The 19,309-nt window shown below is 56.7% G+C and carries 25 protein-coding genes; 12 read left to right on the forward strand and 13 right to left on the reverse strand.

The window, feature by feature from the left end; genetic code table 11:
- Window position 1 precedes the first annotated feature (1 nt).
- The 6 genes from M4J40_RS12510 to M4J40_RS12535 all read right to left on the reverse strand — a co-directional run bounded on the left by M4J40_RS12510 (window position 2) and on the right by M4J40_RS12535 (window position 3,508).
- Window positions 2-247, reverse strand: coding sequence for a hypothetical protein (locus M4J40_RS12510; protein WP_251754481.1), 246 nt, complete (start codon window positions 245-247; stop codon window positions 2-4).
- Window positions 244-654, reverse strand: a complete 411-nt coding sequence (locus M4J40_RS12515) for a hypothetical protein (RefSeq protein ID WP_251754482.1) — start codon at window positions 652-654, stop codon at window positions 244-246. Before M4J40_RS12515 ends, M4J40_RS12510 begins: the two co-directional genes overlap by 4 nt.
- Entirely contained in the window at window positions 647-2,263 is a 1,617-nt protein-coding gene (locus M4J40_RS12520; protein ID WP_251754483.1) for a hypothetical protein, read from the reverse strand. The genes M4J40_RS12515 and M4J40_RS12520 overlap by 8 nt, the downstream gene beginning before the upstream one ends.
- Window positions 2,263-2,529, reverse strand: coding sequence for a hypothetical protein (locus M4J40_RS12525; RefSeq protein WP_251754484.1), 267 nt, complete (start codon window positions 2,527-2,529; stop codon window positions 2,263-2,265). The genes M4J40_RS12520 and M4J40_RS12525 overlap by 1 nt, the downstream gene beginning before the upstream one ends.
- A 131-nt stretch (window positions 2,530-2,660) precedes the next feature.
- The gene (locus M4J40_RS12530; RefSeq protein ID WP_251754485.1) at window positions 2,661-3,248 is read right to left on the reverse strand and encodes a hypothetical protein; all 588 of its coding nucleotides are present in this window, start codon (window positions 3,246-3,248) and stop codon (window positions 2,661-2,663) included.
- Window positions 3,245-3,508 carry a hypothetical protein gene (locus M4J40_RS12535; protein WP_251754486.1) on the reverse strand — a complete coding sequence of 88 codons (264 nt, stop codon included), beginning with the start codon at window positions 3,506-3,508 and terminating at the stop codon, window positions 3,245-3,247. Before M4J40_RS12535 ends, M4J40_RS12530 begins: the two co-directional genes overlap by 4 nt.
- Window positions 3,509-4,158: 650 nt before the next feature.
- On the opposite strand from M4J40_RS12535, the gene M4J40_RS12540 reads away from it, so the two are divergent.
- A complete protein-coding gene (locus M4J40_RS12540; RefSeq protein WP_251754487.1) occupies window positions 4,159-5,178 on the forward strand; it encodes an MrcB family domain-containing protein in 1,020 nt (339 codons plus the stop codon).
- Between the two features lie 56 nt (window positions 5,179-5,234).
- Here the strand turns inward: M4J40_RS12540 and M4J40_RS12545 are convergent, their stop codons facing one another.
- On the reverse strand, window positions 5,235-5,741 hold the full coding sequence (locus M4J40_RS12545; protein ID WP_251754488.1) for a hypothetical protein: 507 nt from the start codon (window positions 5,739-5,741) through the stop codon (window positions 5,235-5,237).
- 193 nt (window positions 5,742-5,934) lie between these two features.
- Here M4J40_RS12545 and M4J40_RS12550 point away from each other — a divergent pair, with 193 nt between their 5' ends.
- The 4 genes from M4J40_RS12550 to M4J40_RS12565 all read left to right on the forward strand — a co-directional run bounded on the left by M4J40_RS12550 (window position 5,935) and on the right by M4J40_RS12565 (window position 9,692).
- On the forward strand, window positions 5,935-6,363 hold the full coding sequence (locus M4J40_RS12550) for a hypothetical protein (RefSeq protein WP_251754489.1): 429 nt from the start codon (window positions 5,935-5,937) through the stop codon (window positions 6,361-6,363).
- A 3-nt stretch (window positions 6,364-6,366) separates the two neighbouring features.
- Entirely contained in the window at window positions 6,367-7,368 is a 1,002-nt protein-coding gene (locus tag M4J40_RS12555) for a hypothetical protein (protein ID WP_251754490.1), read from the forward strand.
- A 95-nt stretch (window positions 7,369-7,463) separates the two neighbouring features.
- The gene (locus M4J40_RS12560) at window positions 7,464-8,015 is read left to right on the forward strand and encodes a hypothetical protein (RefSeq protein ID WP_251754491.1); all 552 of its coding nucleotides are present in this window, start codon (window positions 7,464-7,466) and stop codon (window positions 8,013-8,015) included.
- 666 nt (window positions 8,016-8,681) lie between these two features.
- On the forward strand, window positions 8,682-9,692 hold the full coding sequence (locus tag M4J40_RS12565; protein WP_251754492.1) for a pentapeptide repeat-containing protein: 1,011 nt from the start codon (window positions 8,682-8,684) through the stop codon (window positions 9,690-9,692).
- 178 nt (window positions 9,693-9,870) lie between these two features.
- Here the strand turns inward: M4J40_RS12565 and M4J40_RS12570 are convergent, their stop codons facing one another.
- A complete protein-coding gene (locus M4J40_RS12570; protein ID WP_251754493.1) occupies window positions 9,871-10,272 on the reverse strand; it encodes a hypothetical protein in 402 nt (133 codons plus the stop codon).
- 594 nt (window positions 10,273-10,866) lie between these two features.
- Between M4J40_RS12570 and M4J40_RS22615 the strand changes: the two genes are divergently transcribed.
- Both M4J40_RS22615 and M4J40_RS12575 read left to right on the forward strand, forming a co-directional pair.
- On the forward strand, window positions 10,867-11,289 hold the full coding sequence (locus M4J40_RS22615) for an SH3 domain-containing protein (protein ID WP_405030749.1): 423 nt from the start codon (window positions 10,867-10,869) through the stop codon (window positions 11,287-11,289).
- A 40-nt stretch (window positions 11,290-11,329) separates the two neighbouring features.
- Window positions 11,330-12,016, forward strand: coding sequence for a hypothetical protein (locus tag M4J40_RS12575; RefSeq protein WP_251754494.1), 687 nt, complete (start codon window positions 11,330-11,332; stop codon window positions 12,014-12,016).
- On the opposite strand, the gene M4J40_RS12580 is transcribed toward M4J40_RS12575, so the two are convergent.
- From M4J40_RS12580 to M4J40_RS12600, 5 genes are read right to left on the reverse strand one after another with little or no spacing between them, the layout of a single operon-like run.
- Window positions 12,013-12,459: a hypothetical protein gene (locus tag M4J40_RS12580; protein WP_251754495.1), complete on the reverse strand. Its 447-nt coding sequence runs from the start codon at window positions 12,457-12,459 to the stop codon at window positions 12,013-12,015. The genes M4J40_RS12575 and M4J40_RS12580 overlap by 4 nt on opposite strands.
- Window positions 12,449-13,204 (reverse strand): hypothetical protein, encoded by a 756-nt coding sequence (locus M4J40_RS12585; protein WP_251754496.1) that lies wholly within the window; start codon window positions 13,202-13,204, stop codon window positions 12,449-12,451. Before M4J40_RS12585 ends, M4J40_RS12580 begins: the two co-directional genes overlap by 11 nt.
- Window positions 13,201-13,449 (reverse strand): hypothetical protein, encoded by a 249-nt coding sequence (locus M4J40_RS12590; RefSeq protein WP_251754497.1) that lies wholly within the window; start codon window positions 13,447-13,449, stop codon window positions 13,201-13,203. The genes M4J40_RS12585 and M4J40_RS12590 overlap by 4 nt, the downstream gene beginning before the upstream one ends.
- Window positions 13,446-13,826 carry a hypothetical protein gene (locus tag M4J40_RS12595; RefSeq protein ID WP_251754498.1) on the reverse strand — a complete coding sequence of 127 codons (381 nt, stop codon included), beginning with the start codon at window positions 13,824-13,826 and terminating at the stop codon, window positions 13,446-13,448. The genes M4J40_RS12590 and M4J40_RS12595 overlap by 4 nt, the downstream gene beginning before the upstream one ends.
- Window positions 13,823-14,056, reverse strand: coding sequence for a hypothetical protein (locus M4J40_RS12600; protein ID WP_251754499.1), 234 nt, complete (start codon window positions 14,054-14,056; stop codon window positions 13,823-13,825). The genes M4J40_RS12595 and M4J40_RS12600 overlap by 4 nt, the downstream gene beginning before the upstream one ends.
- 53 nt (window positions 14,057-14,109) lie before the next feature.
- Here M4J40_RS12600 and M4J40_RS12605 point away from each other — a divergent pair, with 53 nt between their 5' ends.
- From M4J40_RS12605 to M4J40_RS12625, 5 genes are all read left to right on the forward strand, one after another.
- On the forward strand, window positions 14,110-14,832 hold the full coding sequence (locus M4J40_RS12605) for a hypothetical protein (protein WP_251754500.1): 723 nt from the start codon (window positions 14,110-14,112) through the stop codon (window positions 14,830-14,832).
- 251 nt (window positions 14,833-15,083) lie between these two features.
- Window positions 15,084-15,794: a LexA family transcriptional regulator gene (locus M4J40_RS12610; protein ID WP_251754501.1), complete on the forward strand. Its 711-nt coding sequence runs from the start codon at window positions 15,084-15,086 to the stop codon at window positions 15,792-15,794.
- Window positions 15,795-15,878: 84 nt separating this feature from the next.
- Entirely contained in the window at window positions 15,879-18,296 is a 2,418-nt protein-coding gene (locus tag M4J40_RS12615) for an SIR2 family protein (protein WP_251754502.1), read from the forward strand.
- 175 nt (window positions 18,297-18,471) lie between these two features.
- Window positions 18,472-18,849 (forward strand): hypothetical protein, encoded by a 378-nt coding sequence (locus M4J40_RS12620; RefSeq protein ID WP_251754503.1) that lies wholly within the window; start codon window positions 18,472-18,474, stop codon window positions 18,847-18,849.
- 207 nt (window positions 18,850-19,056) lie between these two features.
- Window positions 19,057-19,308 carry a DUF2312 domain-containing protein gene (locus M4J40_RS12625; protein WP_251755593.1) on the forward strand — a complete coding sequence of 84 codons (252 nt, stop codon included), beginning with the start codon at window positions 19,057-19,059 and terminating at the stop codon, window positions 19,306-19,308.
- The last annotated feature ends 1 nt before the right edge of the window (window position 19,309 follow it).

Below are 19,309 nucleotides of genomic sequence, written 5' to 3' on the forward strand. Positions count from 1 at the left end.
CTCAGCGCGCCCCGCCCAGGAGGAGCTTCAGAACCGAGCTTTGGACGGCGTCCGACGTTCCAGTCGGGTAGCCCGTCATGATCGGTGCCGCCTGCGAGCCCGTCGCCGGAGTGGTCGCGAACCGGCCAAGCTGAGAGGTTTGGCCCTGAACGTCCTTCTGGATCGACGTGTAGTCGTTCTCCTGGTTCCGCTTCTCGACCGCAGCGAGAACCGGATCTTCCTTCACCTCAACCTTCGGGGCTCTCATAGCAACTCTCCGCCTTGTTGGAGCAATTCTCGCAGAAAGCCATCGGGGCGCACTGCCCTGGACCGGACCCCGAGAATGTGAGCCACCGTCGGCACACACCAGAAGCCGAGACGCCAATGCCGCCCGGTCTTTCGCTGGAGGTTGATACGAACGATCTTTGCGCCGTTGGCGGTCCAGACCTTGAACACGTCGTCGGCGTCTTCGTCGGCCACGACCGAAAGCCGCATCCAATCGATGGCGGGGTCACAGAATACCCACGCCCCGGTACTCGGCACCTGACCGAAGCATGAGACGTGCTTGTATCGGCCAGGGATAAGCCGCACCCAACGTGAAGCGCAACTCGGATGGAAGCAGACGAACCACGTGAACGGGGTCTCGATGGGAAGCGCGAGCGAGCTGTCACCCATGGCTGAACGCCCGGCTTGAGTTGGCAGTCTGTAAGCGTCCAGGCGGCGCGGCTGCCCTATGAAGCCTGAGGCTGGCCACACCGCGACGGCGAGCGCCGCGGCTAAAGCGCGCCGACTGACCGCCGGCAGCGCGAGACGGCACATAGGGCGTCGGCCGGTTCGCCGCGTCGAGGCCGACCATCGCCTTCCCCTCGCCCATGCCGAGTACCATGTACTGGAGCGCGTCCGCCGGGTTCGACCACTGATCCTTGACCGGCTCCAGCTTGTTGAAGTCGTTCTTCCGATAGTGGTACTTGCCCTGCATCGCCATCTTGATCGTGCGAGCGTTCGCCGTGACGAGGAACTTCGGCTTCCCGTCGACAAGCTGGGTCAGGCAGTATTCGACCGCCTCAAGGCGCGTCTTGATGTTGTTGGTCGGCACCGGCGCCGGCTCGACGATCATTCCATGCTGGCGGAAGATGTCGTAGGCCGTGCGCTCGTCGGCCTGGGTCTTGTCCGCGCCCTTCGGGTCACCATGGAAGCGCACCCGGAAGCCCGGATACTTCCGCTCAAGCAGCGCCTTCACCTTCGGGGCAAAGACCGTCGCGCTCTCGTCTCGGCCGATTAGCTCGTCATAGACGATCACCCGCCCATTAACGCTCTGTCCGATGATCGCCGACGGCTGCCGGCCAAAGTCGAGCCCCACATGCAGATCGTGGCCGCGCACCGGCGAGAGGATGCGATTGACGAAGTGGATCTCCGGCCGGAACGTCGGCCAGACCGGCGAGCCTTCGAGGATCACCGTCACCACGTTCATGATGCGGCTGTCGATCCAGCTCCGCGTCTTGCCCTTGATCTGGTCGAGATAATAGTTCGGCTTCAGCCACTTCACGTTCTCAGCGATCGGATTGTCTTCGTAGCCGATGATCGAGCCGTCGGCGTCGCGAATGGCGATGAGGCCCGGCGGCTGCATGAAGAAGCCCCATTCGACCGGCCAGCGAAGCGCCTCGCGCTCTTCCTCGGGCATGCCGTCGGGGAAAGGAACCTGACCGGTCATCATGCCGGTCCAGTGGTCTTCCTCCGGCGCGTTCATGTCGAAGATCACGCCCGACCACGTGCAGCCGCCATCCTTGACCGCCGGATACCGGCCGGCGCGGCTGGTTGCCTCGTCGAACAGATCCTTCGGGATGTACTGCATTTCGTTGAAATAGAAGCCCGTGTACTCGCCGGAGCGGAGCTTCTTCACGTCGTCCGGCTTATCGAGCGCCAGGAAGTCGACCTCGATGACCATGTCGTCGAGGCGAATGACGTGCTGATAAGGGATCGACCACCGAAACTTGCCGTAGACCTCCTCGGGGAAGGTGTCCAACCAAGTTCGGATGGTGGTGTTCTTGAGCTCGGGATAGGTGTTGCGAACCACCGCCCAGCGGGTTCGCCGAATGCCGTACCGATCCGGCCGCTGCTCCGAGGCGAGCGCGTAGAGCAGCATGTTCGCGCCCTTCGACTTGCCCGAGCCGACCGGCCCCTGAATGCCGATCACGGGCTTTCGACACAGCAGGAACTCAACGAGGATCGCACCGTCAGGCTCGTAGATTTGCCGGCCGTCCGGGGTGAAGCGGATCTCCGGCATCAGCGACGCTCCAGCCCGTCATTGAGAACGGATTGCTGAACGACCGAGATGCCACCGAGCAGGATATGAACCGAACCGGCATCACCACGCCGCCACCCGGTCAGCATGCCGCTGTCGGAAGTCTCGGCAGCGATGGCGAACGATACGATCTCTCCGCGCACGGCCATCGCATGGATGTCGCCGAGCATTTCGACGATACGGGCGTCAGGCTCGTTGGAAGGGATCGCAGCCCCAGGGAATGCGATGATCTTGCCGTCGTCGGCCATAGCGTCTCCAAACTTTTTAAGCTGAAAAAAACTCGGATTTGTTTTGGGGAAGTTGTGTGTGTGGAGTTGGAGCTCTTGCGAGGCGACCGGTTTTTCCGGGCGGGGTCCGTCCGTGCCGCACTGTCTGCGAGCTACCCCCCTCCCCCCTCCGATGTGTCGTCCGGAGAGTCGTGGCACTCGCCATCGCTTGGCGTCACGTCGATTATGCGAGCATTTCCAACGGGTTGCGCATTCGCATCAACAGCCGTCCCAGCTGAAGACGGGGCATTGATGACGATGACATAGCCGCGCGACTGCCCCGGAGCTGCCGAGCCCTGCTCCTGATCTGCCAGTTGTTCCAAGGCCTTAACCGCCTGAACCACCGCTAGGCTGTTGTCGCTGGTGTCCCGAACGCGTTGCAGGGCGTGGATGTTGCCGGCCCGAGCGGATGAGCGCAGCACTTTCTCCTCAGCCTTAATCGCTGCGAGTACGGCAGGGTCACGCATCCAGCGGTAGGCAGTCCTTTCGGGAATACCGAGCTTCTGGAATACATGGGTGAATGGCAATCCATCCCAGACAATCGACTGGACGAAGGGTATCTGCCTCCTGGAGAGAACCGAGAGGTGACCATCTGGGTTGGCTATTCCCCCTAGGGGAGAACTAGCTTGTGTCTGGGTTGGGTTGAGGCTCTGGGGTTGGGCCTGAGGCTGAGCCTGGAGGGTGTTTGTCTCCTCGCTCATGCTGCTACCTCTTCCCCCTCTATGAGGGGACGTCCATGCTCATCGAGCTTGACGAGGACGAGGGCGACGTTGAGCGCACCTAGGACGGCGGCAAGGGAGATCGGGCCGAAGCACTTATAGCCCGCCTCTAGCTTGGCGGTGTACCCGTCGGCGATGAACGCGACGGTGTCCATATCGATCTGGGAAAGGCCCTGCCGCTTACGTTCAGCGACAAGCTCAGCAAGAAGGGAGTTGTAATCCCTGATTATCGGGTTTCGCATTGGTGCGGCAATCTCTCGCCGCGACCACGTCACTTAAGGCACTGATGAATCTATCAGAACAGGGATTCCGGGGCAACTAGAAACGCGGACATTTGCAGAACGACAGCCAAGGCAGACGACCAGCACTGACCTGCCCGCCGCCCCCTCCACCGCTGGAGCGTCATGCAGCCTTTGATTAATGCTACTACTAGAAGGAGTGGGGGGCTTAATCGTTTCCCGTATTGCCTGCTTTCTCTGCCCGCGTAAATTGTCCGCCTCAACAAGGAGAACGAAATGCGCGCAGCCTTACTCGCCGTCCTACTTGCCCTCACCGCACTCCCCGCCTTTGCCGGCTCATGCGATCACTCTTGGCAGTCTGCCAGCGACGGTTCGAGATGCGGTGGACGCGCTGCCGATCAGCGGCCCGGTGGCGATTGATCCATCACGCTAGATAAAGCGTTACTCAACCCCGCCGGTGTCGTACCGCGCGGGGTTGTTTCATTCATGAGCCTTGGGCGGTCTTTGTTTGTCCGCCCCGTTGGCCACTGCCTCATTCCCCTACTAGGAAGACAATCATAGCGCGAATTTCTTCCGATCGCCTAACCCTCTGATAACACCTCCTCATTAGCTTTCTGACAAGTTGCAGGTTACCTATTGGGGCTGAAGTTGAAATGCGAAACGAGTTTGAACAGTTCATTCAGAATTTTCCAGATCCTCCGGTGATCGGAAACGGCTCCTTCAAAATAACCCCGCTCAGGAATACCGTACTACCAAATCTGAGAACACTATTTAGGGGGATAGTTCACGCCAAAGAAAATCTCACCTTCGATCTCAGCATCGGTGATCGTGATTGGACATACACACCTTGGGTCGCAATTCTAGATAAACGCATAACAAAGTCGGTCCAAAGACAGTACTATATTGTCTACCTCCTCAGCAAAGGGAAAGATCGACTTTACTTGACGCTCGCTCAGGGTTGCAATGACTTGAGAAAATCCGCCGGGATGAGGGTGGCTAGACGCGAGCTCGCCTCGCGCGCCTCGGTCATGCGCGGGCGCGTCGAGAGGCATGCTTCGCGACTGGCCCCTGTTGAGATGGATCTTAATACTAACGGCTGGAGAGCCAAACTATATGAGACAGGGTGTATCGTAGCCCGTGAGTACGATGCACATCACCTTCCGACCGATAGGGAAATGATCGAAGACCTTGAGGAGGCTCTAAGGCTATATAAGCACCTTGTAAGTGAAGGTGGCTGGACAACTGACGGCGATATCCTGCAGGAGGCTGAAGAGGCTGGCCTTGCCGATAAATCCCTCAAGGAAGCAAAGCGCTACAAGGAGCATCGTGCTATCGAGCGCAGCCCAGACCATTCGCGTAAGGTCAAGGCGGCTCAAGGGACACGGTGCCGTTGCTGTGGGTTTGAGATGTCTGAAGTCTATGGGGCCATCGCAAAGGAAATGTGTGACGCCCATCACCTCGTCCCGTTGAGCGACCTCAAGAATGGGCAGACGGTTCTCCTTGACCCCCGCAAAGACTTCGTCGTGCTGTGTCCTAGCTGCCACCGTGCGATTCACCGCCAAAAGAATGTAGCCGATCTAGGTCAGCTCAGAGAATCCTTGATGCCGGGAAAGCTTGGATACTTGGCGGAAACCAACGTGAAGAAACTTAGTTGGCGCGGGTCTTCGAAATAGACATGAGCGCTCCAACTAAGTTGCCACCTTTGCGCCGCGTAACGGAGTGGGCGACGCTATCCGACGCCCTGGCTCTTTTCCGTACTCATTTCGTCACGCTTGCGGTCAGGTAGCCTTGCGACCTTGCCCGGCGGAGGATCCGGGCGAGAGGTCGCAATAAGCCAGGTACCCTTTCGCAAGGTGATGAACTGCTTTGGCCGCTCGGAGACGGTACATTCAAATGCTGCCCGACCAACGGTAGCCGAGTGGCTGGCAGTTAACAGCGCTTCTCGCCGATTACCGTCTTTGCTCCATTCCTCGATGTGGAACGGCATCCAGCGCAGCGGGTCGTTTCCCTCGAGCTTCTTGACCAGATACGCGGAGGCCGGCGGGGCACCGCAGAACCGACAACGCGCCCGGTGGACGAACTCCGATATGACGCGGTGCTTCGTTCGAGCTCGTAGCCGCTGGAGATCGAAGCGCACGGACACCCCGCAGGCTTCGCAGTTCAGTTCGAGGCTCTGCCAGCGCCCCAACAGCGCGGCTTTGAACGTGACCTCGAGGATAATGGACCTGTCTTCCATGCCCTCTAGATACTACCAGAACGAATAGTGAACAACTGACAGGAGTCCGACAGGAGCGAGGCGAACAGGTAGGGATTAGTACGAGGACATACCCGGTTGACATATGCATCGTTACGATGCATATACCATCCATCGAAGCGCAAGGCTTCGAACTCATCCAGAGGCCAAAGCCTCGAACTCAGTAGGTGATAACGTGACCACCCAGCCCGATTTCTACATCGTCAAAGACGGCCGCCCGCAGAACTACTTCTCGAACGGGGATGCCGCCCAGGCGGAGCTTGACCGTCTCAAGACCGATCCGGAGACCGCGACCGAGTATGTCTCGGCCATCGCCATTCCATGTGACGAGTTCTTTGCGCTTCGAGAAGCCGAATACCTCGAACGGCCGCCGGTCGAGATCACCGAAGAGCGTTACGACGATCTCTTGAACGTCATGCCTCCGGTCCATTGGAGAACAGCGGACGGCGTGGAGCGCTTCCTTCTTTGTGAGGCTGAAACCGGCCGCATCCACCTCGCTTGCGCCAAGCGAAACGGGCGCTTCCTGACCGTCTTTGTTCGGCGCGGGGATCTGTCGACCTATCCGACCGCCGCCACCTTCGACGCCCTTCCGGTGGAGGCCTGAGCCATGAGCAGCATTGCGACTTTCATCGACGGCACCCTGACCGTCACCACCGAGCACGGCACCGAGACGATCTCCGTGCAGGATATCTCTCACAACTGGAATGCCCTGTCGCATTTCCCGGAACGGCGCGCATCGATGGAACTTGGAGCCCTTGCCGAGCGCTTGAACTCGTTCGCCGACCACGTCCAGGGGCTCATTGAGATGGGCGGAAGGCTGGACGCGGTGTCCGAGGTGACGGAGTTCGCCAGCCGACAAATCAGCCTCACCCGCCGCTCCTGGGCTCTCGAAAGCCGGTGCATGTCGGCGTTCATCGTCGGCCCGGCCAAGTTCCCGACCGAACGGAACCGCAAGCGAATGAACAGCGCGGACAAAGGGCAAGAGCTCATCCGCGAACACCTGACCAAGGCCAAGCGCGCCGTTGAGCGCCGCGCGTTCCCCCACGGCATGCCGGGGGACGCGATCCGCGCCAACAATCCCGACGCGCCCGAGCTAATCCGAGAGAAAATCGAACGCCTCAGGGCGAACCACTCCCGCATGAAGGCCGTGAACGCGGCGATCCGCTCCGTCAAGAGCGGCGACGAGGCAGAAATGATTGAAGCCGTCATCGACGTAACCGGCTTCACCCGCGCCACGGCTGCCAAGATCGTATGCCCGATAGAGGCTTGGATGGGGCGCGGCTTCCCTGGATACATGCTTTCCGGCGAACTGGCCGAGATCAAGCGACTGGAAGGCCGCCTCAAGAGCATCGAGCGAAACCGCGAACGCGGCGAGGTCGAGCGCATGGCGGAAACAACCGCCGGGCCTCTCCGGATCGTCGAGAACGGTGACGCCGCCCGCGTTCAACTCTTCTTTGAGGGCAAGCCGACGGCGGGCGTTCGCGACGCGCTCAAGTCAAACGGGTTCCGCTGGGCACCAAGCGAAGGCGCTTGGCAACGACACCTGAACGAAAACGGCCGATGGGCGGTTGAAAGGGTGCTGAAGGCGCTAGAGCCGGTCAGCGCCTAAAGCGAAGGCCGGCCCTCTTGGTGGGGCCGGCCTCCCCGACATCTCGCCGTTGACGCCGCGCCCTGTGCGCGGCATAGGCATTTGCAGAGGCGAGAATGATCCAGCTATCAAACAGGCAGCGCAAAGCAGCGGACAGCGTCAGGGGCATCTTGTTGATGATCCCATGGCCTGAGACCGAGCCGACGCCTGATCTCGCCGAGGGTGAAGAGACTGGCGACACGGCGCGAGCCAAGCGGCTTGCACGGGAACTGCTTGAGCCTGGGCTACAGGACAGCGGACTTCTCATCAGGTCAGCCGGAGCGAAGAGAACACCAGCGAGCGCCGGGCACCCTGCCGCGACCTACCTTGCAGTCAAGATCACTGGTCACAGGTGGTTCCATGCCGTCGACCGGCCAGCGCCAACTTTGGCTTGGGTCTCCACTAGTGCCGCTTCACCGGAAGAAACTCCGGTGGCGCACAACTGGGAAACCGATCCGCGCCCGCTATCTGAGATCCTGAAGGCATGGCGCCCGGAAATGACCAGGGCGCAAAAGGCGGATGCTCTGCGCATCCCCCTCAATACCTTCAACCGGATGTGTGATGGCCGGCCGGCTGACCGCGAGGAAACCATCCGTCGCCTGATGATCCTTATCGACGGGACCAGATAGCAGCATTCGAATAGGTGGCATGCGTTCTACGCAATTGGACGTGACGCCTTGAGGATGATGGATCTTTCTTCCATACCTCGAGAAAACTGGGGCTGATAGCCAACATACAAGAGAGTTGGGTGAAGACAGGAATCGACGGGACAAACCAAATTCGTCCGCTTCCACTTGGCAAACATCTCTTGATTGAATCAGCGCATCATATATGCTCGAATAAATTGACCTGAAGAGCTCTCGATGACTCTAAATAATGAAAAGAACCCCAAGCTCCGCAGCTTATCTAGGGCGAAATTCAGAATTCGATCGCGACAACTTAATAATGCACTCACTCGCCGTAGCCGTCTAGATGCATTGGCAGATATCTTTGAGTCATTTCATATCCTTAGAATACTTACAGCACTGGGCGGGGCCGCCATAATTGGGGCACTATTTTCTTACTGGGTTGACCGACAAGATAGTTCTGAAAATAAATTATTCAATTCATGGCAATTGCTCACACAACCCGCAGGTGGTAATTCCGGGAAAGCGGAAGTTATTGGCTATCTTAATACACGTGACTGTTGGATTACTATAAATCTGGCCGCTGGTGAAGGTTATTTATTTGACTATTTTCATGCGAAAGCTCCTGCTAGATGTCTATCTGATTTTATCGGCTACTGGATTCCATTCATGGAGACAGAAAAGCCCCAGTTCGAAGTCTATTTGGACTCCTTCAGACCAGCGAAAACGGTCACAGAGCTCCCTCCGACGAAGGAGACCCATAGGATACATCTCGACAGTGTAGATCTGAGCCGCGTTGGTGACAATGAACGTCCCTACTACAGCGGGCTACGCCTCATATCGTCCTTCACCGAGAATATAAAGATCAGAGAATCCGATTTACCAAACTCTATATTTAGCGGACTATTCCAAAGAGGATTTGATATCTCAGGATCAAATGTCGGAGGAAGCTATTTCTCTGACATTGAATTAAACAATGTCGAATTTAACTGTTCCTCTTTATACAATTCGATATTTATCGGCATTAGTAAGAAATCATCAATTTCGTTTTCATCTATAAAATTCGCAGATTTCTATAAGTCCGTATTTAGAAATATATCAATTGATACCGATAGAGGCCTAGATAATGTAATAACTCCTGAGTCTAGCTTTGTTAGATCAAACTTTACATCAGTCTCACTGTCTGGATTTTCCGGTCACGGAACAGACTACTCCGCAACAATATTCGACGACTTCGAGTACGATGAGCACGTCTTTCAAGGCGCGTTTTTTGTCGCGGCAACATTCAGAAACGGGAGAAGAATATTCAACTACGGTGATGAAAGCATATCCGAATTTCAGGATTCGAACGTGTCTGGCGCGGACTTCACCGAATTCGGTGTCATGCCGGCCAATATGCTGTCTGGATCGTATTATTGTAAAGAATTAGCCCCCCCGTTCCTGCCAGACGATTTTGCAGGAGAACTACCGGTCGAACGTCAGTGTGGGGAGGGGCAACACGGCATACTTGAGTGGGGTTACGGCGACACGTATAATCAAGATGGCGTCCACATCTATCGAGACTACGTTCTAAACCGGAATAGATGGACAAAAGAGCAACTTGAAACGTGTGGAGTTTCGCATCCGGGAGCAAACGATTCAGGCGAGATCCTTGACTTGACCATTCCAGTCGACGAGTAGACCACCAGTCTCAGGGTTATTTTTAGCTCGCTGGAAATCCAGTCTATCTTGCTCGGGCTGGATTGCTCGAACACGCATGGCCAAGACGGAATTTGGTTGCCGGCGCGATCATTGATTGGTTGCAGCGGGGGTAGCCAAAGAAACGCTGCATCATGCCACTCAGGACAGTCTCCAGGACCTAAGGTGTTCGAGAAGCCCCCAACGCCTTACGGGCTTTGCTTGGTTGGGTCACTCTCAGTTCCGCGACGACCAGCCCAAGAACCCTCTCGTTGAACCTGTCGCGCGGCATCGTGAATGCGGAGTGCGGAGCGGCGTCGAACGACAGGCGGATATCCTCACGGCTTGCCCCTGTCATTGCCCTGAAGAGGCTGGGAACGTCTCCCCCATCTTCAACCAGGTAGATCCCTTCTCCCTCGTAACAGGTCGTTGGGAGCACGAAGACGGCATCACCGGGCCTAAGCGTCGGCGCCATGGCGGAGCCGTCGACCCAGTGAACACGGAGCGGCGAAGCCCCCCTGCCTAACCATTCCATCAGCCCCGAGCTGCTTTTCCGCCTAGCCTCGAATTCCTCGCTGCACATTGATTGCTCCAGTCGTTGAACTGACCGAGGAGTGAGCCGGTCCGAGCTTGGTTGCAACCGTCATTTGCTAGGGGGTACGATTCCGGCGTCGCACAACACATTCCTTAACTTTCAGATACTTAGCCTAGAAAGCCACTGATTAAAAATCACCTGCTGAGCGTTTAAAAACAGTCTATTGGCTTCCCCTCACCGCACATTTCAACAAGGTCAAAAGCTGGGGATAACCATAGCGGCGGGGTTCACGGGCCCTCTCCCTGACACCAAAGCCGAACCATGGGGCAAAGGCGTGTCGGGCTTATTGCGCTCTACCTTCGCGAGAAATGAGGCGTATCGTGCTCGGGCTGGATTGGGCTCGCGCGCATGGCCAAGGCGCAAAACAATGGTTGCCTAGGTTGGATCGTTGTTGCCGGCGCGATCATCGCGTGGTTGAGCGGTGGTCACGAGGACCGAAAGGCTGTCACCTCTGTTCCGACGGCCAGCTACTCACCGTCTATCAGATCCTCGGAGATGCCCCCGGCAGCACTCCTCGAAGACACGACAAGCAAGCCCATTCCCCCAGGCAACACTCAAGCGACAGAGCAACGGGGCCGGCCGATGTCGACGACAGCGAACGTCCGCCTACGGTCCACTGAGGCGGCGGACGCGCCCATTATCCGGACGCTGAAGAAGGGAACGGCCGTCGAGGTTTCTGCCTCATCCGGAGACCGGCTCAAGGTCAGCGTCCCTTCGCTCGGTCTCACAGGCTGGGTGCATAGGGACTACGTCGCGGAAGGGACGACAGCGGCTCTCGTTGCGCCCGCACAATCAGCCGCGCCCAAAGCGGCCCCGGCCCTCAAGGCCGCGAAGCCCAGCCCTCCAAAGCTACGTACCCAGCCGGCGCCAGGGAATCCGATCCGAGATCCGGTCTATGGGAGCTGTGATTGCCCCTATGACTACGCAAGGAACGGAAGTCGTTGCGGCGGGCGAAGCGCCTATAGTCGGCCGGGCGGGCGGGAGCCGGTTTGCTACTATGAGTGACGAGCCTACCGGATAGGATAGCCAAGAGAGGACAAGCCAAATGAATGACGAGCTCAAAGGCATCCCCGAACGCATTCTTGGGTTGGCAACGGCAGCCTTGACGCAAGCCAACATGCAGGCCGTCTTCATGGACCCCGGTAACGAGTATTGGCCCACGCTATCGGTACTAAACGCCGCGCATGCAGGCGAGCTCTTCATAAAGGCCGTCATTGCCTATGAGCACCCGCTCCTATTGTTCAAAGACATTTCCGGCCTTGATGACAATCGAACGGACGAGATCGATGTTGACACATTAATTAGACGTGGCCGAACGCACGATTTTGAAAGGCTACCACAAATACTATGGGCTTCTTCGGGAATCCGGATTGCTAACACGAACTGCTTTGAACAACTCCGACGCGCGCGCAATGCTATTCAACATTTCTGCCCACCGGACGACAGCGACCTCGGAGGTCTCTCCCTTGAGTTCATCTATACGATCATTGACCCGCTTATTGCGAGTCAATTTGGTATATTCGCGATAGAATACCATGGAGACCCCAGCGTCAGTTATGACTACCTAGTCCAAACGTTGCTGCGCAGCGAGCTACGTTTTTCAGTGCCCAACGACTTCGACGTTACCGAGATCAGTGTCCCTGAAGCTCTTGAGGCAGCATCGCCCGCATATCGATCATGGTTCGAAGGCGAGCTCAAAAGAGTAGGTAGAGCGGACCTACTGGTGGATTAGGCTGGCCGGCGGACAGTCGTTCCATCCGACAAATCCCTACCCAGGCCACTCAACATCTCAGTTGGCAGAGGTCGGCGCTTCTCCGGCGGGACTTTTCTTGCCACCCTTCCCGCCATAAGCCGCCGATAGCGCCACAGCGCGCCGCGAGCCTTCGCCCATTCGTCGAGCGCGAGCGCGCGTAGCTGCGGCGGCGACGGCGGGAAGCTCAGGTTCACCTTGTCGCCGAGGTTGGCCACCTCGCCCTTGATCCAGCGTCGTGCAGCGGCTTTGACGGTCCAGGCGGGTACGTCCTCGATGGCAATCTCGTAAGCCTCCGAGCGGGCCTCCGCAGCGGCTACGCTGAGGTTCGAGACCGGGAAGGCCAGAAGGAGCCGGGCGACTTCGCGCAACGCCGTGACCGGATCGGGTTTGGCTTCGGCGAACGGGGCGACATCATCGACCAACCGCGACAAGATCGATCGTTCGGCCGTCGTAAGCGCTCGGCTCAGCGTCGGGGTCCGGCTCGCTGCCTCCTCGGGCCTCAAGGTACGTTCCAGCTCGACCAGTGAGGGCGGCAAAGAGGTTGTCATGGGGTGAAGCTGCTGCGGAGCGGGAAGTGCGGGACGGTTGGACATTGTTCGGCTCCGGTGTGGGCTTCAGGCGGTTGTCGCGGGCTTGGTAGACGGCTTCGGTGAAGTAGTTCCAGGAACGGATGCTCGATGGTCTCGCCCTGCTACATCGGGCTCGGATGGCCGGGAGAATGTCGGCCTGGAGGTCGCAGCCGTTGCGGATCCAGTTCATCGGATCGGAGAGGACGAGGAGCCCCGGGGCCCCGGCTGGATTGACCAGCGCCCTGCCCCCGGCGTTCGCCAGTTCCCGACCGAGCGTTTCGTAATCCGGCTCCGAAACCGGCCCCTGATCGAGCGGCGCGTCGCGCGCCTCGTCCGGTATAGTCTGGGGGGATATAGGGGGGGTGTTAGGGGGTGTGGGGGAAAGCGGGGGGGATTGGGGGGTGTCGCGTGACTGTCCCGTGACTGTCGCGTGACTGTCACGCCTCCTGTCACGCTCTCGGCGCTTGCGCTCGGCCGCCTTGGCGCGGCGCTCGGCGTCGACCGCGTCCCTTTCTTCGATCTCACGGACGGCCATGACGATGGCGCTGATGGGAGCACCGGCGGCGGCCATGTCTTCGATAAGGCTGGCGATGCTCATTGGTCGCCCTCGCTTGGCCGCGTCTTCACGTCCGCCTCCAGTTCCGAAAGGAATTTGCCCAGGCTCGCCAGTGCGTCGAGCCGGTGTTCTTTGACCGAGATCGTTCCGAGGCTTGCCCGCGCCGCTCTCACCTCAAGGCTGTTGCCACGGCGGGCAGCGGCCGAGCGGATGTTCTGGATGTGGTCGCGCTCCTCGATGTAGAGAAGGCGAACCAGATCCACATGAGCGGCGATCGGCGAGGTCACCGGATCGCTCCCCACTCCAGAAGGATCGAAAGGGCGTCATCGAGGGTTCGCGCCAGCGCGTAGCGCGCACCGGCGGCGACTACGTCGGCCTCGAACTGCTTTTGCTCGTCCGACTGCCGGCCGTCTTTGCCAGCCTTCAGCTCCAGATAGGCCGCCGCGCCGCCCGGCAGGACGAAGGCCACATCGGCCACCCCTGCCCTGACGCCGAGCCGCTTCAACCGGCTTGCCGTTATCTTGTCGCGCTTCTCACCGTTGGGCACGGCGTACCAAACGACGCCGCGCGCCAACCGCCATTTGAGGTGTTCGACGAGCGACGCTTGAATGTCGTCTTCGTCGTGCCGGCGCCGACGAGCCCGAAGCAACTGGGGCGCGTTCATTTGACCGCCCTGTAGGTTTGGCTGTCTCCAAACAACCCGTCGCCGTTGGCCACGATGTACCCTTTGGCGATGGCATCGAGACAAGTCTTGAGCGGGGCGTCCTTTTGGCTTGGCTCGAACCAGAAGCGGAGATCACCACCGTTCGGAGCGAACGACTTGCATAGGGTCTGGCCTCCAGCCAGACGGATGAGGATGCGGCGGATGCGGACGGGAGTTGACTGCTTTGCCATTTGACCAGTCTCCTAACTCTAGGTGTTTCCCGCCCTCACCTGCGGTCCCCGGAATGAAGGCGATGCCGTTTGCCTTAAGCGACATGGTCGCGATGGTAAGGCCTTCATTCGGAGCCGCAGGATTTGGTCCTATTCGCCGGTTTTCCGCCGTTTACTACTCATCGAGCCATGGTGCGATGCGGTGCGCCAGCGCATGCGAAAGCCGACTGATGGCCAGCGCTAATCTGGTTCTCGATTGCCAGAACAAGGGCTTCGAGGCGGCGGATGTCCTCGCGAACCTGTCCGTATGCATGCTGGGCTTCCTTTTGGAGTTTGGCGTCGGCTTCGGCGCGAATGGCGTCCATTTCCTCAGCCCGGATAAGGCGGGCTTCGCCTCGCCAGATATCTTCGACGCGAGAGACCTTGAGACCGGGCAGGCGCTTCGACAGGGCACGGTGAACAAGGTTGATCGCCTCCTTGACCGATACAAAATCGTCGGTCGCGTTCCGGGCGATCTGCCGAAGCAGAACAGCCGCGTCCGGCGCGGAGCTACGCATTACAAAGTCTCCTTCCGCGTTTTGGTGAAAAGTTCCGAGCTCTCGGTGCAAGAATCCGAGATCTCGGAGGAGAACTCCGACACATTTGTGCTTTCCAACGATATGGTTTGCATCCGTGGAGTCTGCGGTTTTGAAGAAGCGGAGGACGGACACATCATTACTAGAGGAAGAAAGTCGCTCGCTGCGAGCGAAACGCCATCGGCAGCAGCCGCCGCAAGAATTGCCGGTATGTGCCAGTGAGGAATTATGCCCCCGGTCCCTCCCAAGTTTCGACAATGACTGTCACCTCTGGGCATTCTCCAGCGCATGACTGTGTGAATGGTGACACCCGTAGCCCGAGCCACCGCAGTAGGACCGCCGAGCAGGTTGATAATGCTATTCGCAGGTTCGCATCGCATCCATAAAATGTACGTTATTCGTACATGTAAGGCAAGATACAATGTTCGATTTTCAAAATTGGGTCCCAACCAATGATGTGCGATTTTCAACCAATGAGTGATCGTTTCGTCGAGTGGATTCGCGAAGGGCTAAAGCGCCCAGGGAAGACGCAGATTGGCATCGCCAACGCGTTAGGTATTGCGCATCCTCAAATCACACAAATGCTGAAAGGGAAGCGTCGCATCAAGGTCGATGAGATACCAAAGATTGCGGCCTACCTCGAGATCGCAGCGCCTTCAATGGGCGAGCCAATAGAACCACAGCGCGTCCCTTTTGAAGAGAGCAATGCTAACGAGTATCGTGACAATTGGAAGCCCTCGATGCCCGGTGGGCTCCCGCAGATAGATGCTCGTGCAGGTACTGGCCACGGCACTGTAGGGTCAGTAGTCACGCTCAACAGGGGCGGGATTACAACCGGCCATTTGGTCACCCAAGAATGGGTCGTACCTCCCACAGTCCTTGGGACACCCCCCAAGAAAGTGTTTGCACTCCCAGTTGACGGAACCTCAATGGAGCCAGGGCTCAACACTGATGACATCGTGTTTGTCGAGCCAACCGAGCGAATTAAGTCAGGGGAAATTTACGTAATCGACGATGGTGACGGGCCCATGGTCAAGCGCCTGCGTATCGACCGAAATGAGCTACCGCCACGCTTATGGGTTACCTCAGATAATCCGGCAGTCCCCGATTTTTGGCGCCCGTTGGGCGCAGTCCGCATCATTGGACAGGTAATCGGCAAGTTTGTCCGAATGCGAGCAAGATAAGCTCTCGCGAGGAGCGTAGGGTATTCGATTGCGCTAGCGCTTTGGGCGAGGCGCAGGCTACTAAATGTGGTTGGAGAGACGTTTATGGATTTTCCAGATCAATTCGACCCATCTACGTCGATTCTATTTCTAGGTGCGGGATTCGCTCATGCCGCGCACAACATCCAGAACAAACTAGTTCCCCTCGTTAGTGAGCTTGAGGCAGAACTGCGAAGTGAATGCAAACTGCCCCCCGAAGACCGCTCCGAACTGCAGCATCTGGCAGGATATGCGGATAGAAACAACTTAGTCGATATCCACGAATTTCTAAGATCTAACTTCGTTACTTCTGAGCTATCCCCAGATCAAAAGACTATTCTTTCAAAGAAATGGATGCGAATTTTTACAACAAACTACGACGACTCGGTCGAGCTTCATAGCAGTCGACTAGAAAAAACCGAAAAACGCACCTCGTACTCTACGGAAGATCCGGTCCCAAAACACATCTCAAGTAATTCTGTCGTGCATCTCCACGGATACATTCATAAATGCACGGCCAACAACGCCCTCACACAATTAGTTCTCACACATTATTCTTATGCACAACAGCGAGCGATCGAGTCTCCTTGGTGGTCTATCTTTGAACGAGATTTATTAATATCAGAAAACGTATTTTTCTTAGGGTATGAATTAAATGACTTTGAACCCGCTAAATACCTATCACTTAATCCAGCATATATCAGCAAGACGTTTTTCATACTACTTCCAACATCTAACCCCGTGGCCCTGGATAAACTGACGCCGTACGGAACCAGATTGTCTTTCGGAGTGGAAGGGTTTGCAGAGAAGTGCCGGCACGCGAGTTCAAAACCTAAACCAAGCCATCCAGCGGCCCTTCGCTCTGTCCGCTACTTTGACATAGACAAAGACCGTAAGCTCTTCGCTCCCCCCACACCAATCGAAGTTGAATCTCTTTTTTCTCTTGGGCAGTTCAATATTGGTCGTTTGATTGCGACATTCCCAGAATCAAAATATATACTCATCCGGAAAAAGCGCCTTCTCGAGTGCGATGAGGCACTCGATAGCTCCAAGACACTCATAATACACTCACAAATAGGAAATGGTAAGACTATTTTTACATATAGCTTAGCCGCGCACTTAACGGTTTCACACTCAACATGCTTTTTTGTCAGGGACGATTTTGTGCCAACCGCTGATGAAATAGAATTTCTTAAAACAATACCCAAGGTGGTTCTTTTTTTTAGCAACTATGACACTGCATATAAACTTATGGATAGTTTTTCTACCATCAGAGAGGACGCACGATTCGTAATTGAGGTAAATACTAGTACTCAACTCGTTCGCTACAGCGAAATAGCATCAATAGCCACTGGGTCAGTTAGTCGCATTAACCTGAACTACCTATCCGCAGGAGAGTTGCGAGAGATTTTCCACCTGCTAGACAAATGTGGAATTGCACCGAGTTCATTTTTCGACCGGTTTAAAGAGGGAGCCGAGTTCCGAGATATCGTACTTTCCGTATTTGAGAATACGGACGTCGCCTCACGCATCGACAAGGCCATGAAGCCTATTCTCGAAAATGGTGACGCCAAGTTCATTTTCTTATGCTCAAGTATACTTAAAATTCTTGGTCTTCACACTGAAATTGATTTCCTCAGATCAATAGTAAAAATTGACGTTTACGGTGTCATAAAAGGAGCTGGAGAAGTTGCGTACGAGCTTATCGACTTTTCTCAAGATCGAATTACGCCTCACTCATCGATTCTTTCGGAATTTATTGTAAAGAGGTACTTGAAGACATTCGAACTTGCAGGTGCGATTTTTCGTATGGCTTCTCAGGCTGCAAAGAGAATGCACGAGAGCGAAGACCCACAGTCTGAGCGCGCGCGCGCGGGCAGAGCAACGATGGGCTCGCTTCTTCGTTTTAGTTTTCTTTCTAAGTTGTTTGAAGGCCAAGCTGATCGCGACGATCAAATCCGAACGATATACGAGAACGGTAGGGACAACGTTTATATTCAGGATGAGCCATTATTCTGGCTTCAATATAGCATATTTGCACGGAATTTGGGAAGAATACCTATTGCTATTAAACATATGGAAACAGCGTATAACCGTGCGTCTGCGCGACCAGGATTTCTTACCTATCAGCTTGATACAAACAGTCTTGGTCTATACCTAGATGCTGAACGGGCACAGCAGAAAGATGCACCTTTCAAGTATTATGAGAAAATATCTGATTTAATTGAGAGATCGAAGAATATACTTGGCGAAATGAACCACCGGGTCCACGTATTGAAGGCACTCGAGAAAATTTATCCGACTATCGAGTATCGGCATGCCGCACTTACAGTTTCTGAAGCTAATGGCCTAGTTTTTCATCTTAATCTGCTGGTTGGGGTATTCAACGGCTTGACTGTCGAAGAACGTTCCGAATGGGGGACTGATGCAATTAGAGCCTCTTTAGAGCGGGCTGTAAATGTGATCGTCGCCCACAAGAGATAAGATAGGAACGTTATTGCCCTCCGTCGACCGCTGGAGTCGTTGGGACCAGTGATCGTGCGCTGCTGCGACTTGTATGATTGCCGTAACGCGCTTGACTAGTGTGAATGATTTTCGTACATTCCTCTCATCAGCCGCCGATCTGCCTCGGCACGAAGAAGCGGCGATGGAGGTTCTGATGTTCCATTCTTCTGCTGATGCCATCTGGTCTAGCCGCGTTGCGGCCTATCCCGACCGCTTCAACAATGTCGACCTCGTCGATGACGAAGTGACGCTCCCCGCCCACGTGGATATCGAGCTTTCCGGCGGCGTTCTCCTCGGCGGCTTTGAGTGTGAAGTCGACATGCGCCATGACGGCGGCGACTGGATGCTCACCGGCGTTTCCTACTGCTCCGACTTCGGCGGCCCGTCCGACGACTTCGACGCGGAGACGCTGCGGACCAGCGCGCCGGATGGCTCCCTACGGGACCTCGTCCGCCGGGAAGTGCTCCAGCTCCTCAACGGCCAGTACAACAGCCTTGCCGACGCGGCGACGATCAAGGCTCGTGCGGCGTGACCAACGCCGTGGGTGAAGCCCTTGCGGGGTCCGCGTTCGTCGGACTCTGCGTCGTCTGGTTCTTCGGCTGGGTTGCCCTGCCCGCCTAACCCCAAACCTCCCAAGGCGTCGTTCACCCTCCAAAGCCGCGACGCCCAACTGGCCGGCGGCACGAAAGATCGAGCCAGCACGACACGTGCCGCCGGCATTTCCTCAGAAAGACAGATCATGGAAACGGATAACAACGGCGGCGTTGCTGCCGGTGAGTTGCGTCAATTTATCGAACGCGTCGAGCGTCTGGAGGAAGAGAAGGCCGCCCTTCAGGAAGACATTTCCGAAGTGTTCTCCGAGCTGAAAGGTCGCGGATATGAGGTCAAGGCTGTCCGCGCCATCCTGAAGCTCAGGAAGCAAGACCCCGACGAGCGGCAGGAGGCGGAAGCCATCCTCGAACTTTACATGAACGCCCTTGGGATGGCGTGAC

Origin of the sequence: Pleomorphomonas sp. JP5 (assembly GCF_023721815.1) — a bacterium.
In the GTDB taxonomy this organism is placed as follows: Bacteria; Pseudomonadota; Alphaproteobacteria; order Rhizobiales; family Pleomorphomonadaceae; genus Pleomorphomonas.

Bases quoted from the DNA above. Each gene is read 5' to 3' on its own strand.
- M4J40_RS12510 (WP_251754481.1), bottom strand. From the start codon at position 247: ATGAGAGCCCCGAAGGTTGAGGTGAAGGAAGATCCGGTTCTCGCTGCG.
- M4J40_RS12515 (WP_251754482.1), bottom strand. From the start codon at position 654: ATGGGTGACAGCTCGCTCGCGCTTCCCATCGAGACCCCGTTCACGTGG.
- M4J40_RS12520 (WP_251754483.1), bottom strand. From the start codon at position 2,263: ATGCCGGAGATCCGCTTCACCCCGGACGGCCGGCAAATCTACGAGCCT.
- M4J40_RS12525 (WP_251754484.1), bottom strand. From the start codon at position 2,529: ATGGCCGACGACGGCAAGATCATCGCATTCCCTGGGGCTGCGATCCCT.
- M4J40_RS12530 (WP_251754485.1), bottom strand. From the start codon at position 3,248: ATGAGCGAGGAGACAAACACCCTCCAGGCTCAGCCTCAGGCCCAACCC.
- M4J40_RS12535 (WP_251754486.1), bottom strand. From the start codon at position 3,508: ATGCGAAACCCGATAATCAGGGATTACAACTCCCTTCTTGCTGAGCTT.
- M4J40_RS12540 (WP_251754487.1), top strand. From the start codon at position 4,159: ATGCGAAACGAGTTTGAACAGTTCATTCAGAATTTTCCAGATCCTCCG.
- M4J40_RS12545 (WP_251754488.1), bottom strand. From the start codon at position 5,741: ATGGAAGACAGGTCCATTATCCTCGAGGTCACGTTCAAAGCCGCGCTG.
- M4J40_RS12555 (WP_251754490.1), top strand. From the start codon at position 6,367: ATGAGCAGCATTGCGACTTTCATCGACGGCACCCTGACCGTCACCACC.
- M4J40_RS12560 (WP_251754491.1), top strand. From the start codon at position 7,464: ATGATCCAGCTATCAAACAGGCAGCGCAAAGCAGCGGACAGCGTCAGG.
- M4J40_RS12565 (WP_251754492.1), top strand. From the start codon at position 8,682: ATGGAGACAGAAAAGCCCCAGTTCGAAGTCTATTTGGACTCCTTCAGA.
- M4J40_RS12570 (WP_251754493.1), bottom strand. From the start codon at position 10,272: ATGTGCAGCGAGGAATTCGAGGCTAGGCGGAAAAGCAGCTCGGGGCTG.
- M4J40_RS22615 (WP_405030749.1), top strand. From the start codon at position 10,867: ATGTCGACGACAGCGAACGTCCGCCTACGGTCCACTGAGGCGGCGGAC.
- M4J40_RS12575 (WP_251754494.1), top strand. From the start codon at position 11,330: ATGAATGACGAGCTCAAAGGCATCCCCGAACGCATTCTTGGGTTGGCA.
- M4J40_RS12585 (WP_251754496.1), bottom strand. From the start codon at position 13,204: ATGAGCATCGCCAGCCTTATCGAAGACATGGCCGCCGCCGGTGCTCCC.
- M4J40_RS12595 (WP_251754498.1), bottom strand. From the start codon at position 13,826: ATGAACGCGCCCCAGTTGCTTCGGGCTCGTCGGCGCCGGCACGACGAA.
- M4J40_RS12600 (WP_251754499.1), bottom strand. From the start codon at position 14,056: ATGGCAAAGCAGTCAACTCCCGTCCGCATCCGCCGCATCCTCATCCGT.
- M4J40_RS12605 (WP_251754500.1), top strand. From the start codon at position 14,110: ATGAAGGCGATGCCGTTTGCCTTAAGCGACATGGTCGCGATGGTAAGG.
- M4J40_RS12610 (WP_251754501.1), top strand. From the start codon at position 15,084: ATGAGTGATCGTTTCGTCGAGTGGATTCGCGAAGGGCTAAAGCGCCCA.
- M4J40_RS12615 (WP_251754502.1), top strand. From the start codon at position 15,879: ATGGATTTTCCAGATCAATTCGACCCATCTACGTCGATTCTATTTCTA.
- M4J40_RS12620 (WP_251754503.1), top strand. From the start codon at position 18,472: ATGTTCCATTCTTCTGCTGATGCCATCTGGTCTAGCCGCGTTGCGGCC.
- M4J40_RS12625 (WP_251755593.1), top strand. From the start codon at position 19,057: ATGGAAACGGATAACAACGGCGGCGTTGCTGCCGGTGAGTTGCGTCAA.